This window comes from Micromonospora sp. NPDC049048 (assembly GCF_043197615.1).
Classification (GTDB): Bacteria; Actinomycetota; Actinomycetes; order Mycobacteriales; family Micromonosporaceae; genus Micromonospora.
The window spans coordinates 1,024,931-1,039,364 of the sequence record NZ_JBICTM010000002.1 but is presented as its reverse complement, the minus strand read 5'-3'; the positions used below and the strand labels follow the sequence as shown (position 1 = coordinate 1,039,364).

The following is a 14,434-nucleotide window of genomic DNA, read 5'->3' as shown; positions in this document are numbered from 1 at the left end:
GTTGCTTGAGGACGTGGTGACGGTTCGTGCTGTCGGGCGTTGGGTTTCGGAGTCGGTGGCGCGGGGTGATGGTGTCGTGGTGGCGCCGGAGCCGGTCCTGGTGAGTGCTGAGCCGGCGGCGACGCCCGCTGCCCGGGGCGGCACCGGAGAGATCCGGCAGGCGGTGGCGGAACCGGCGGTGGAACGGCCGGGACACCAGCGGGACCGGGGCGCGACCTACGCCACGGCCACCGCCGCGTCGCGCGAGCTCAGCCGGCGCAGCCAGGGGCATCTGTGCAACAACCGGAAGATCGCCCAGCGTGAGCACGAGGAGCGGGCGGCGTCGTACCCGATCTGGATCGACCGGTCGAGCGGCGCCCACGTGTGGGACGCCGACGGACGGAAGCTGATCGACCTCACGATGGGGTACGGCGCTCACCTCTTCGGCCACAACCCCGACTTCGTCCGCGAAGCCGTCGAGCGGCAGATCGAGCGGGGGTTCCACATCGGCGCCGAGATCGCGCAGACCGCGGAGGTGGCCCAGCTGCTCTGCGAGCTGACGCGGATGGACCGGGTGAACTTCTGCGTCACCGGCACCGAGGCGGTCTTCACCGCGATCCGTCTCGCCCGCGCCTACACGGGGCGGGCGCTCGTCGTCCTCCTCCAGGGCGCCTACCACGGCCATTCCGACTCCACCCTCTTCAGCCCGCGCCCGGGAAAGCGCCGCGAACACCTGGCGACCCCGTCCTTCCCCGGCGTGTCCCCGAGCGCCGCGGAGGACGTCCGCGTGCTGCCCGTGAGCGAGCAGCACCTGGCCGACTTCATGGCCGCGCACGGCGAGGAGGTCGCCGCCGTGGTGATGGAGCCCCGGCTGAACCAGTCGCCCGACGTCGACCTCGCCTCGCTCGCGCGAACGGCGCGGAGCCTGACCGAGAAGGCGGGCGCCCTGCTCGTGTTCGACGAGGTCCTCACCGGGTTCCGGTTCCACGTCCAGGGCTTCCAGGGGATCTACGGCGTCCGTGCGGACCTGGCCACCTACGGCAAGACGCTCGCCGCCGGTCTGCCGATGGCCGCCGTGGCGGGCCGCGCCGACGTCATGGACCTGATCGACGGGGGGCCCTGGACCGACGAGGTGCGCGCCGACCCGGACCGCGTGTCGTTCACCGGAGGGACGTACGCGAAGCATCCGCTCTCCGTGGCCGCGGCGGGCGCGGTGCTGCGGCAGCTCGCCCGGGAGGGGGACGGCGTACTCGCCGAACTCAACGCCGCGGGCGACGACCTGCGTGAGGCGATCGCGCGGATCCTGGAGGACTCCGGCGTCGGCGTCCGAGTGCTGGGGACCGGGTCCTTCTTCCGCTTCGTGCCCGCGACGTCGACGAGCTTCGCGTACGGGGGGAAGGCGTTCCACGAGTTCCGGCGCATGATGATCGCCGAAGGCGTACTCGTGCCGGAGACGGGCAACTGCTTCCTGTCTCCCGCCCACACGGCGGAGGTCCGCCGCGCCGTCCTCGACGCGGTCGCCGGCGCGACCCAGCGGCTCGCCCGGGGTGGCGACGCGGAGGTCGACCCCGAGGATGGCCGGTCCCCGTCGGTGAGCCTCGCGCTGTTCGGTTTCGCGGCCAACGGCGAGAAGGACATCTACTCGCGCCTGCTCGACCTGGTCGAGGTCGCCGAGGCCGAGGGCCTGGAGAACGTCTGGCTGCCCGAGCGCCACTTCGACGACTTCGCGGGGTTCTCGCCGAACCCGGCGGTGCTCGGCGCGATGGTCGCGATGCGCACCTCGCGGATCGGCATCCGGGCGGGCAGCAGTGTGCTGCCGCTGCACTCGGCGATCTCCGTGGCGGAGGACTGGGCGATGGTCGACGTCGCCTCCGGCGGGCGGGTCGGGCTCGGTGTGGCGTCCGGCTGGATGAAGCGCGACTTCGTCCTCTCCGAGGGTACGCACGCCGAACGCCGTGAGCTGTTCCGGACGCGTGTCGCGCAGCTGGAGCGTCTCTGGGGCGGCGAAGCCCTCGCCGTCGAAGGGGGGTCCGGCGAGCGTACGGAGGTCCGGCTGCACCCGCGTCCGCTGAGCGAACTGCGGCTCTGGCAGGCGTGCGTGGGATCGCCCGACTCGTTCTACGAGGCGGGCCGGGCCGGGCGCGGTGTGCTCACGAACCTGATCCAGCAGGACCTGGCTCAGCTCACCGGCAACCTCGAGCGCTATCGGCAGGGGCGGCGCGACGGCGGGCTCCCGCCGGACGGCGGAGACGTGACGGTCCTGCTCCACGCCGCGGTCTCCACGGACGAGGCGGCGGAGCAGCGGAACATGGCGGCGCTGGAGCGCTACATGTTCGCCACCTTCCGCAGCACGCACGACAACCCCGAACTCGTCGCGGAGGAGACCTGGGCGCCGCGCATGAAGGCGGCCGCGAACCGTCTGCGCGACGGCCTGTCGCTCGTCGGCCCCGAGGCGGAGTGGGCGAAGCTGACCACCGAGCTAGCCCGGCTCGGCGTGACCGACATCGCCTGTCTCGTCGACTTCCTGCCGCCGGGACAGGCGTGGAACGACACGATGCGAGCGCTCGGCCGGCTCAGCGAGCGGCTGGCGAGCACCCCCGCCGCAGCGGCGTCGTCGGCGCACCGGCCGGTCGCACCGGTCGAGGAGGTGCACCGTCCGGTCGCACCGGTCGAGGAGTCGGACCGTCCGGCCGCACCGGTCGAGAAGCCGGATCGGCTAGCCGCACCGGCGGCTGCGGAGCCCGTGGCCCCGCTGGGCGCCGCCCACGACGCGGATGAGGTGAGGCCCGTCGACCCGGCGGCGCGGGACCCGTTTCCCGTCTCGACCAGCCGAGCCGCCCGCGAGATCTGGGCCGCGTGTCAGATCAGCGCCGAGACGCGCGAGGCGTACGTCATCGACCGCACCTTTCTCATCTCTCCGGCAGTCGATCTCGACCGACTGCGGCGCGCCTATCTCGACACGATCGAAGCGCAGCCTGCCTACCGTCTACGCGTCAATACGGATGGCGTTGACGGGTGGGTGGAGCCGTTTGGCGAGGCGCATCGCCAGAGCTGGCAACTGATCGACGGGGTCGCGGAGTCCGTGGGGGACTTCGCGGCCGCCATCCGGGTCAGGTCGTACGCCGAACCGCTCGACCCGGTCGCGCGCTGCGGCGTGCGGCTGACGTGCCAGCGGTCGGCCACCGGGGTGTTCGTCAACCTCCGCGCGTCGCACGTCGTCCTCGACGGGATGCGCTTCGCCGAGCTGCTCGACTCCGTCGCCGCGCGCTACCAGGGCCGGCCCGTCCAGGAGCTGACGATCCCCCCGGTGGCGCAGTTCGACCGGGAGACCAGGGAAAGGGACCGGGCGCACTGGACCCGCTGGGTGGACGCCCTGCCGGACGAGGCGTTCGAGGCCGGGTTCGACGCGCGGACCCTCGACCGTCGCGGCTACCGGGTGTCGGGTCGCCTCGCCTCGGACCTGCGCGCGGGCCTCACGTCGTACGCCCGCTCCGAGCGGTCGACGTCGTTCGCCGAGGCGCTCCGGGCGGCGGCGGAGATCATCGACGAGACGCTCGGACGGCACCACCTCTACGCGTTTCCCGCCAAGCCGTCGGTGGTCGAGTACGGCAGCTGCGCCGTGCTGGCGCCGTTCTGGCTGGGCCCGGTGGCCGGGGACGACCCACGCCCGTCGGTCAAGGGCGCCGTCATGTCGGGGGTCGAACACGGCTCGCTCACCTTCCGCCAGGTGTTCAACGACGTCACCCGTCGCGTGCAGACGCCCACGGTGACGGTGTCGTGGGACAACCTCGAGGCGTTCGCACTGGACGGCCACCAGGTGGACGAGGTGTCGATGCCCACCGACGTGGTCCGGTTCCCGCTCGCCGTGACCTTCACCCAGCGGCCCGGCGGTGACGTCGAACTGTCGATCGACGCGGCGCAGGCGTTCCTTCCGAAGGACCGGGGCGAGCTGCTGCTCGCGCGGTTGATCCGCGGCATCGAGGAACGGTTCGTCCCGACGACCGAGCCGGAAGCGGCCACCGCGAACGACGGACGCGGCGGCGTGGACCGCGCGGAGCGGGTCTCGGCGCGGGGGCTCGCCCGGCTGGTCCGTGGCCTCGCCGAGCCGCAGGGGGACCCCGGCGCCGCGGAGGCGCGGCTCGACGGCCGGGTCCGCCCCCTCGACCTCGTCGTGACGAAGGCGCGTGCGTCCGCGCGCGTCCTCGCCGAGGAGGAGCCGGGTTCTCTCGACGCCGAGGCGGTGGTGATCGACGTCGACACCGCGTTCGACGCCACCGTCGCGCTGCTGGTGACCGGCATGGTGGGTCTCGCGGGCCGGGTTCGTGCGGCGGGGGCACCCCGTCGGCTCGTCGTCGTCGGCACGGGCCGGCCCGGCGCAGGCGCCGCCGGCGACGGCACCGTCCTCGCACTGAGCCGCTGGGCGATGGTGGGCGCGGACGAGAAGCTCGCACTCAGCCCGTCGTCGGCCGAGGACCTCGACGCGGCCCTGTCGCATGTGCTCCGCTCGCTGCGAGCCGACCAGGGGGCCGAGGTCATGGCGGCGCTCCGCGCACTGGTCGACGAGTACGTGGGGGAGGCGGATCAGGACCACGACGGTGACGGCGACCGGCCGGCCGGCGCGGAGGTCCACGGCTACGTTCCCGAGCTGGTACGGGGGGTCTGGAAGCGGGTGCTCGACGGGTCCGTCGACTTCGGGGACGAGGACGACTTCTTCGATCTGGGTGGCGACTCGGTCGACGCGATCCGGATCATGGCGATCCTGAACCAGGAGCTGCGCACCGAGCTCGACGTGGCGTTGATCTTCGACAATCCGACGGTCAGCCAGCTGAGCCGGGCCGTGACCGCGCGCATCTGAGACAAGTCAGCTGCTTCGATCGAGGGGTGAGGGAATGGCTCTGGAAGTCAGGACAACGTTCGGGGAACTCCGCCAGTTCGCTGCGTGGGTGGAACCAGACGCGCGGACCGCAGCGCAGTACGGATTCCAGGACAGGACGATCCCCGACAGCGCACAGGCGATCGTGGACGGCGACCTCGCCGTGTCCACGACGCACGGGCGGGGCCCGATCGTCAACGACTCCCGTGCGGACTGGGCGTTGTTCTGCCAGGAACGGTTCGGGCTCCAGTCCTCGCGTTGGCCGTCCTTCCGCCGCCACCCGCTCAGCGACAGCTTCCTCTGGCGCTCGATCGGCAGCGGCAAGCGGGTGCTCAGCGACGCCGAGGCCGAGGCGTACGACCGCGACGGCTACGTGATCGTCGAGGACGTGCTCAGCAAGGCGTTCCTGGCGGAGGTGGTCGCCGACCTCGACCGCTTCGAAGCGGAGCGCCTCACGGCCGCGAGCGTCGCCGGCGGCAAGAACAACATCACGCAGGCCGGCAAGGTGTCGTTCAACGTCCAGCTCGCGCGCCATTCGGCACCGCTGCGCAAGCTCATCGCGCTGCCGCTCCTGCAACACATGATGTACGACCTGATCGGGCCGAACGTCCGCCTGTACTGGGACCAGTCGGTCTACAAGAGCCCGAACTCCTGCCTGGCGTTCCCGTGGCACCAGGACACCGGCTACACGTACGTCGACCAGCCCGGGAAGATCGTCACCGCCTGGGTCGCGCTCACCGACGCGGACGAGGATTCCGGGTGCATGTGGGTGCTCCCCGGCAGTCACCGCGTGGGACCGCTCGTGCACGAGAAGAGCGAGTTCGGCAACCGGGTGTTCGCCGAGGACCCGTCCGGCATGATCCCGCTGCCGATGCGGGCCGGATCCATCATGGTCTTCGCGGGCCTGCTACCGCACATGACCGGCGGCAACTTCCAGAACTGGACGCGCAAGGCACTCGTCGTCGAGTACGCCCCGGACGGCATGAACCGGATCGCGATCGACCCGTGGGGCGACAAGGTCATCAGCCCGGCGAACAACCCGCACACGCAGTTCGACGTCCTGCGCGACGGGCGTCCGGTGGTTAGTCGGTAGAGATGCAGACCGAGCACCGCGTAATCGCCCAGCTCGCGGGCCGGCCGCTCGCCACGGTACGGACCGAGGGGACGCCACGGAGCCTCTCGGAGGTCCTCGACCGGGCGGCGGACGGCACGACCACCGTCGGCACGATCGACTCCGACGGGACCCGGCGCGAGGAGAGCTGGCGAGCCTTCCGGGACCGCGTACGGCTGATCGCCGCCGACGCCCGTCGCGGGGGCCTCGACCGTGGCTCCATCGTGGTCGTGGCCGCGACCGAACCGTCGGAGATCCTCGCGCTCTTCTGGAGCAGTGTCGTGGCGGGGGCCGAGCCGCTGCTGGTGCCGGCCGAACTCCTCGACGACCGCGCGGGAGGGGGCGAGTGGTTGGCCGCGCTCGCCGAGCACGCGCCCGTCCGCGCACTCGTTCACGCCAGAGCCTCCCGGTTCCGGGTCGTCTCCGAGGCGCCGAGGTGGGGGATCGACCCGATCCCGCTCGACCTGGACGAGCCGGGCGGGCACGACGGCGCCGCTGCCACCGCCGACGGTCCCCTGTCGCTGGTGCACTTCATGACCTCGGGGAGCACCGGCGCCCCGAAGGTGGTGCCGCAGCGCCACCGGGGCGTTATCGACATGGCGCTCGGCGCCGTGGCCGTGAACGAGCTCGACGCCACGACGGTCGGCTTGAACTGGATGCCGCTGTCGCACGTCGGCGGCATGCTGATGGCCCACGTCCGGGACGCCGTGATCGCGGCCAGGCACCTCTCCGTCGCGACCGAACGCATCCTCGCGAATCCCGGCGAGTGGTTCCGGCTCGTGACCGAGCACCGCGTCAGCGCGGTGTGGTCGCCCAACTTCGCCTATCGCATGCTGGCCAACGAGGCCGGGAACATCCCGGCCGACGGGTCCGTCGACCTCGCGAGCATCCGGTTCTGCCTGAACGGCGGCGAGGCCGTCTCCGCCAGGGACTGCGCGCGCTTCGAGGAGTCGCTGGGGCGTCTGGGCCTGCCCAAGGGCACGATCGCACCGGCCTGGGGCATGGCGGAGACGTGCTCCGGGGTCCTGTACGCCCCGCACTACGACCCACTCGCGGACACGTCTCCGACGGTCTCCGTCGGCTTCCCGCTGCCCGGGGTCGAGGTCCGGATCGTGGCGACGGACGCCGCGGACGACGGCCTCGGCGTGGGGCACCTGGAAGTTCGTGGTTCGCCGGTGCTGGAGCGCTATCTGGTGGGTGGGGACCTCGCCATGGGTGCCGACGGCTGGTTCCGGACCGGTGACCTCGCCCGGATCGACGACAGCGGCGTGCACTTCGTCGGCAGGGACGGCACCAGGATCGTCGCGAACGGCGTGACCTGGAACTCCGCCGACCTCGAAGGTGAGGTCGAGCGGGTCGGGGGCGTCGTGCCGGGGACGTGCGCGATCACCTCCTTCCGGGCACCGAGGCTCGACCGTGATCAGATCGCCGTGTTCTGTGCCGTCGACGGTGACGCGTCGAAGGTGCGCGGCGAGGTCCGGCGGTGCGTGGAGACGATCATCGGCGTACCCGTCGCGCACGTCATCGACATTCCGGCGAGCGCGATCGAGCGGACCAGCATCGGCAAGGTCCGCAAGGGAAGGCTCGTCCGGAGGTTCATCGACCCCGACCCGCCTCGGCTGTGGGAGTTGGAGTGGGTCGCCCGGCCCTCGCCTGCGGAGGGGACACCGGCGGGAGCGCAGGGGCAGGTGCGCAAGCCGGTCGTCCTGCGTGGGCGCGGGCTGGTCCACTCGGCCCTGGCCGGCTGCGCGCCGCAGCAACTGCACGAGGCGCTGGAGCACTGGCGTCAGGCGGCCGAGCCCGACCGGTTGCGGGGGCAGGACGTGGTGATCCTCGTCGAGGCGCGCGAGGGCGACGCCCGGCGGCTGCCCCGGTCGCATCCCGTGGCGGCGTACCTGCGCGCGGTCGCGCACGGGGCGGGCGCCCGCTCCGTGCGTACGGTCTGGCTGCATCCGCTCGCGCACGAGCAGGTGCTCGACGACGTCCTGGCGCAGGAACCGGCCGTGGAGGCGGGCGCGCGCACTGCCGTCGCGGACCTCTTCGTGGGCCCTCGCGGTGACCTGTGGCACCGCGTCCTCGCGCCGGTCTCCGCCGGAAGCGACGTCCCGCCCGCGACCCATGCCGTGCTCCTCGGTGGCACCGGGCGACTCGGCGAGGCGCTCGGCGCCGAACTGTCCGCTCGCGGCCTGCGCGTCACGCTCGTCGGTCACCGGGCCCGGTCCGGGAACGCCCCGGCGGACGGGGTCGACCGGGTCTGCACCGACATCGGTTCGACGGCGGCCGTGGGCGACCTGCTGGAGAAGATCGGATGGGCTCCCGGGGAGCGGACCCTGGTTGTCCACCTGGCGGGCGAGCCCCGGCCCGCGCCGCAGGACGCGCTCGCGCGTCTTCTCGGCCCGAAGACCGACGGGGTCCGCACGGCCGTGGAACTGGCGCACGCCCTGGACGCGCCGCTCGCGGTCGTCTCCTCCGTCAACGCACACGTCGCGGGGACGGGCGTCGAGACCTATTCGGCGGCGTGCGCGGCGGCCGAGGTGATCGCCGAGCAGGCCACCCGGATCCCGGTCACCGTCGTGTCGGTGACGTCGGTGCGCGAGGCAAGGCAGACCGACGAGGCGAACGTGGCCGTGGCCCAGGCCCTGGGGCTCGACGAGATCAGCGTCATGGACATCGCCGCCTGCGTACTGGCCCGGCCTGCCCGCTCCGTGCTGCTCGGGGTACGCGAGGACGTCGCGTTCCTCCCGCAGCGCGACGGCGGGGCGCAGCCCTCGTCCGCCGCCGACCCGCCGAGCGCCGGGAAGGCGGACGAGACCGGGTGGTCGCCGACCGTCAGCGCGCTCGCGCTCGGGCTGCGCCCGCTCGTCGGCGCGGAAACGGTACGCCCGCACGCCAGCTGGTTCGACATGGGGTTGACGTCGGTCGACCTGCCGAACCTCGCTCGCGCTCTCGCGGGCCGTACCGGTCAGAGGATCGGAGTGTTGGAGCTGATGCGGTTCCCGAGCCTCGCGGCACTCGCGGACCACATCGACGACAGCGGGAAGAGGAATGCCGGGTGAGCGGCGAGATCGCCATCGTCGGGTACGACGTATGTCTGCCCGCCGGACGTGAGCGGGTCGAGATCGACTCGTTCCTGAGGTCGGGAACGAGCGCCGTCGTGGACGTCTCCCGCGAGGAGATGGTCGCCGCGGGCGTACCGGAGTCGGACTTCGGCCGCGAAGGCTACGTGGCGCGGTCGGCCAGGGCGGCCTGGAGCCCGGAAACCGCACGCCACCTGGCCGGCCTGACTCCACACGAACTGGCGATCACCGATCCGCAGCACCTGCTCTTCCTCGACTGCTGCATCGGGGCGCTGCACGACGCGGGCATGAGTCCCGACAGCGTGCGTGGCCGCGAGATCGGCGTGGTCGGCGGCATCGGCATGGGTCTGTACGCGGGCCAGTCGCTCGACTCGTACTTCACGACGCGGTTGCAGCGGGACCTCGCGATGCGGGACCAGTTCGCCTTCCCGGAGATCCTCATCGGCAACAGCAGTGACCACTGCGTCGGACGGGTCTCCTACCGGCTGGGGCTCATCGGTCCGAGCGTGAACGTCCAGACGGCCTGCTCGACAGCGCTCGCGGCGGTGGAGCACGCGGTGCTCCTGCTCCGCAGCGGCCGGGTCGACACCGTCCTCGCGGGCGCCGCGGCGTTGTACTTCCCCGATCGTCGGGGATACCAGTGGGAGCGCGGCGGGATCCTGTCGCCGACCGGGGAGTGCCGGGCGTTCGATTCCCGGGCCGACGGCACCGTCGGCGGCAGCGGCGGGGGTGTCTTCGTGCTTCGTCGCCACGAGGACGCCGTCGCCGACGGCAACACGATCCACGGTGTGATCGAGGGCGTCTACTCCGCCAGCGACGGCGCGCAGCGCGCCAGTTACGCCGCACCCGCGTTCGACGGTCAGGTACGGGTCATCCGTCGGGCGATGGCGGACGCGTCCGTCGGACCGGACGACATCGCGTACGTCGAGGGGCACGGCACGGGAACGACGGTGGGCGACATCGTGGAGCTGGGCGCCCTGCACGAGGTGTTCGGCACGCGCCGGGATCCCCTTCCCGTGGGCTCGGTGAAGCCGGCGCTGGGTCACCTCGACACGGCTGCGGGCATCGCGTCCCTCGTGAACGTCCTCCTGGGGCTGAAGCGCGGCTGGATGCCCCCGACGGTGCACTTCGAGGAGCTGAACGCCGACGCGCGCGAGTGGATCGCCCAGCCGTCGTTCCGTCCCGTTCCGCTCCCCACGGGCACCGCGCGGGTCGGCGTCAGCTGCTTCGGGGCGAGCGGCACGAGCGTGCACCTGGTGCTTTCCGCTGGCCGGGCACGGCCGGGCGAGCCCGGGGACGGGCCCGACGTGCGTGGCCGGGAGCGCCTCTCGATCGACGTCGGCGGCGACGCGGGCCGAGCGCCCGCGCCTGCGGCGGACGAGGTCGGCGGCGCCGCGGGCCGGGTGTCCGCGCCCGCCCCGCAGCCCGCGACGGACGAGGCCGGGGCGAACGGAGCCGCCCGGCCGGAGGACGGGCCGAGGTCCCGCCCCGGGCGGGAGGAGATCGTCAGCGGGCTCGTGGAGGTGCTCCGGCAGCGCGGCGACTTCGCGCACCTCAGCGACGACCAGCTCCTGGAGGTCGGGTTGCTCGACTTCGGGATCGACTCGGTCGACCTGCTCGCCGTCGTCAACCTCATCCACAAGCGGTGGGGAGTGGTCCTGGAGGTTCTGGACCTGCTCACGGCGGAGAACGTCGAGGCGATCGTGGACATGGTCGAGCAGGGACTGGACGAATGATTTCTCCGGAACACCCGGCGGTGCGGCAGCCGCCTCGCTGGCGGGCGGGGAGGCCGCCGACCACGGCCATCGCGGGTCACCGTTGAATGAGCAGGTGATGAGGCGACGGGTGGCACCGGACCGGCCAGGCGTCGGTACCACGGTCGTCAGGCGGCTCCGGCTGAACCTCTTCGCCGTGGGGTGGCGGCTCCTCCCCCGGTTCACGCTGGGTCTCGTCCTGCTCCTGCTGGCGACGGCGGCGGTGCCGGCCGCGTCGATCGTGGCGATCGGCTTCGTCGTGGGCGGCGCGGCCGGCGGCTCGTCGGCGGTCGTGCTGGCCGGTACGGCGTTCGTGGTCCTCTTCGTCGTCGACCAGCTCTGCAACGTGGTCGTGGACGTCCTCGCCGACCGCTACGGGGGCCGGATACAGGAGAAGTCGGAGCGCGCCCTGATCCGAGCGCGACTGTCCGACCCCGGTGCGGGTTCGCGGGCCCTCCGGGAGGCGCTGGATGCCGTCAGCTCCGCGCCGCCGATGCGGCGGCTCGTGGTGTCGACGGTGCGGTACCTGCTGATGCGGGCGCAGGCGGTGATCCCTGGACTCGTGCTCGTGTTCGTGGAGCCGCTCGCGGGCGTCCCCGTCCTGGTCGCGTTCGTCGTGCTGTCCGCGACGATGGAGCGGGACTACACGGCCGAGCAGTCGGCGGCGTACTCGGCGGACAAGGAGAGTGCGCGCGCGGTCTACCTCGCGGGTCTGGCGTTCCACCGCCGCACGGCCCGCGAGGTGATCCTCTTCCGCGCGGCCGACTGGGTGATCGGCAGGTTCCGCGAGGCCGCGCACGGCGCCCGCCCGGCCACGCGCATCGGCCCGCCGCTGCTGGCGGCGCTAACCCTCGCGGTGGTCGCGATGGCGTTCGCGCTGTTCGTGCTGGTGCGGGCCGGCCTGCCGCCCGCCCAGGTGGTGATGGGCGTGTCCTCGCTGGTCGCGTTGATGCTCGTCTTCGGCGTCACCATGGACGTGGTCTACTCGTCGATGGGTGCGGAGGTCTTCGACCGCGTCCGGCTCGCGACGACGGCGCACCCGCGCCCGGTGGTCACCGGCTGGAGCGCTCCCCGGGCGGGACCGGGCAGCAGGATCCGGTTCGAACGGGTCACGTTCCGTTATCCCGGCGCGGCCGAGCCGGTGTTCGCGGAGCTGAGCTTCGAGGTGGAACTCGGGGGCAGCCTGGCGATCGTCGGCGCGAACGGAGCGGGGAAGTCCACCCTGCTGAAGCTGCTCGTCGGGCTGCTCGCGCCCAGCTCGGGACGGATCCTCTGCGACGGGGTCGAGGTGTCCGCCGAGGCGCTGCGCGTCGCCTGGCGCGACTCGTTCGCGTTCCTCGGCCAGCAGTACGTCCGCTACCCGGCCTCGGCGTACGACAACGTGACGTTGGGGCGCGCGGACAGTGCGGCCGTACGCGAACCGCGGGTGCGGGCCCTGCTCGACGATCTCGACCCGGAGCTGTTTGAGCCGGGAGCGCCACGCCTCACGGCGGCGATGGGCGCGGGGAGCGGCCTCTCCGGCGGGCAGTGGCAACGCCTCGCGACGGCGCGCGCGCTCGCGGGCATGGTGGACGACGATCGGCGCGTGCTGGTGCTGGACGAGCCGACGGCCGCGCTCGACGCGCAGGCTGAGGCGCGGTTCTTCGCCCAGCTCGGCGAACTCGCGGGCCCGGGCCGGACGACGGTGATGGTGTCGCACCGCTTCGCGGGCGTCCGGCGCGCGGCCGAGATCCTGGTGCTCCACGACGGCACGATCGCCGAGCGCGGGACCCACGCGACGCTGATGGACGACGACGGGACGTACGCGCGGATGTTCCGCTCGCAGGCCGACCGCTACCGGACGCCGAGCGAGGGGGGTGTGGCCCGATGACCTTCTCAGGCGCGCTCCGCGAGCTTCTGCGCCTGTCCTTCCGGGCGGATCGGCGTGCCGCCTGGGTCACCCTCGTGGCGTTCACGGTGCGGCCCGTCGCCACCGTCGCCGCGTCGGTCGCGATCGCGATCATGGTGGCCCTCTGGGCGGCGGGGGAACCCACGTCGGGGGTGCCGTTCCTGGGCCTGGCCTGTGCGGCCCTGGTGGCGCAGGTGCTGCTCGGCCGCTACTCGCTCGCCGTCTCGGCTGTGTTGATCGACCGGACGAACCGGCTCATCGACGAGGACCTGCAGCGCGGGCTCTATGGCGCCAGGTCGACCGAGCACTTCTCGGAGCGGCCCTTCGTCGACGACCTGCAGATCGTGCGCTCCGAACAGGCGCGGCTCACCGAGGGCGCCGACGTCGTGGGTCTCATCCTCGGCACGACCGTCCGGTTGGCCATGACCGTGGTCATCACGGTGCTGGCGACTCCGTGGCTCCTGCTCATGCCGCTCGCCGCCGTGGGGGCGTACCTGTGCGTCCGCCGGCGTGACGCGGCCGTCGGGGCAGCCCAGCGGGCGGCTGCCGAGAACGCGCGGGTCAGCGGCGAACTCGCGGGCATCGGCACGGACGAGAGGTACACCGACGAGCTGGTCCTGTCCCGGGGGAGCGAGTACCTCCTGGCGGCGCACCGCGCCTCGGCCACGGCGGCGGAGGCGACGCGGAACGCCGGCCTGTGGCGGGGTGCCCTGTGGACGATGCTCGGGATCGTCCTGACGGGTGCGGCGCTCGCCGCCGGGGTGGCTGGCCTCGTCCACGCGCTCGCGGAGGGCACCGTGGGCATGGCGACGACGCTGGCCTCGCTGCTGCTGCTCTCGACGACCACGTCGCTGGTCGGCGCCCTGGCGCGCTACCTGGCATCCTGCGCGGACTCGATCCGCGTGGTCCGCTCCCTCGATCGGGTACGCGAGCGGCTGCGCCGCGACCCGGTCGTGCACCGCCCGGCGGGCGAGGTCTCCGCGATCGAGCTGCACGACGTCTCCTACCGCTATCCCGGAGCGGCCACCGCCGCCATCGAGGGCGTCTCCCTCCGGCTCGTCGAGGGCCGCATCTACGCCCTCGTGGGCGCGAACGGGAGCGGGAAGACGACCCTCGTGAACCTGCTGAGCGGGTTGATCGCCCCCTCGTCCGGGGAGATCCGGCTGATCGGTGCGGGGGCGGCCGGCCAGGACGGGGCGCGGGGACGGACTCCCGGCACCACCTACATCACCCAGGACTTCGCCGAGCTGGAGTTCGAGCTTGGCGACGCGGTGCGGCTCGGCGACGACCGGTTCACCGACACCGATGTCGAGAACGCGGTGGAGAGCGCAGGTCTGGGGCAGCTCGTCAGGGAGCACGGCCTGGGGCTGCCGTTGGGCGCCACGATGACGGACGGGCGTCGCCTCTCCGGCGGACAGTGGCAGCGCGTGGCACTGGCCAGAGGCTTCCTGCGAGCGGATGCCGCTGTGCTGCTCTTCGACGAGCCGACCGCCGCCATCGACCCGATCGCCGAGGAGATGCTGCTCGACCGGCTCATGTCCCGGGCGCGCGCCGTCGCGCGGGAGCGGGCCGGAATCGTCGTCGTGGTCACCCATCGGATGTCGCTCGCGTCCGCGTCCGACGAGGTGGTCCTCCTGCACGAGGGCCGGGTGGCCGGGGTGGGTCCGCACGAGCGGTTGCTCGACGTGCCCCTGTACGCGAGGTTGTACGACGCGCAGCGCGAAGGCTACCTGGGCGGGGACTAACCGACGG

General features: G+C 72.7%; 6 protein-coding genes. All 6 read left to right on the top strand.

The features are described from left to right. Positions 1 to 100 precede the first annotated feature (100 nt). The 6 genes from ACGFIG_RS10340 to ACGFIG_RS10315 all read left to right on the top strand — a co-directional run bounded on the left by ACGFIG_RS10340 (position 101) and on the right by ACGFIG_RS10315 (position 14,427). Positions 101 to 4,834 carry a MupA/Atu3671 family FMN-dependent luciferase-like monooxygenase gene (locus ACGFIG_RS10340; protein ID WP_393001210.1) on the top strand — a complete coding sequence of 1,578 codons (4,734 nt, stop codon included), beginning with the start codon at positions 101 to 103 and terminating at the stop codon, positions 4,832 to 4,834. A gap of 88 nt (positions 4,835 to 4,922) precedes the next feature. Continuing rightward, positions 4,923 to 5,945, top strand: coding sequence for a phytanoyl-CoA dioxygenase family protein (locus ACGFIG_RS10335; protein ID WP_393001208.1), 1,023 nt, complete (start codon positions 4,923 to 4,925; stop codon positions 5,943 to 5,945). 2 nt (positions 5,946 to 5,947) lie between these two features. Next, positions 5,948 to 9,019, top strand: a complete 3,072-nt coding sequence (locus ACGFIG_RS10330; RefSeq protein ID WP_393001206.1) for an AMP-binding protein — start codon at positions 5,948 to 5,950, stop codon at positions 9,017 to 9,019. Beyond that, the gene (locus ACGFIG_RS10325) at positions 9,016 to 10,776 is read left to right on the top strand and encodes a beta-ketoacyl synthase N-terminal-like domain-containing protein (protein WP_393001204.1); all 1,761 of its coding nucleotides are present in this window, start codon (positions 9,016 to 9,018) and stop codon (positions 10,774 to 10,776) included. The genes ACGFIG_RS10330 and ACGFIG_RS10325 overlap by 4 nt, the downstream gene beginning before the upstream one ends. Positions 10,777 to 10,873: 97 nt before the next feature. Continuing rightward, positions 10,874 to 12,664, top strand: coding sequence for an ATP-binding cassette domain-containing protein (locus ACGFIG_RS10320; protein ID WP_393001202.1), 1,791 nt, complete (start codon positions 10,874 to 10,876; stop codon positions 12,662 to 12,664). Beyond that, positions 12,661 to 14,427: an ATP-binding cassette domain-containing protein gene (locus ACGFIG_RS10315; protein WP_393001200.1), complete on the top strand. Its 1,767-nt coding sequence runs from the start codon at positions 12,661 to 12,663 to the stop codon at positions 14,425 to 14,427. Before ACGFIG_RS10320 ends, ACGFIG_RS10315 begins: the two co-directional genes overlap by 4 nt. Positions 14,428 to 14,434: the final 7 nt, after the last annotated feature.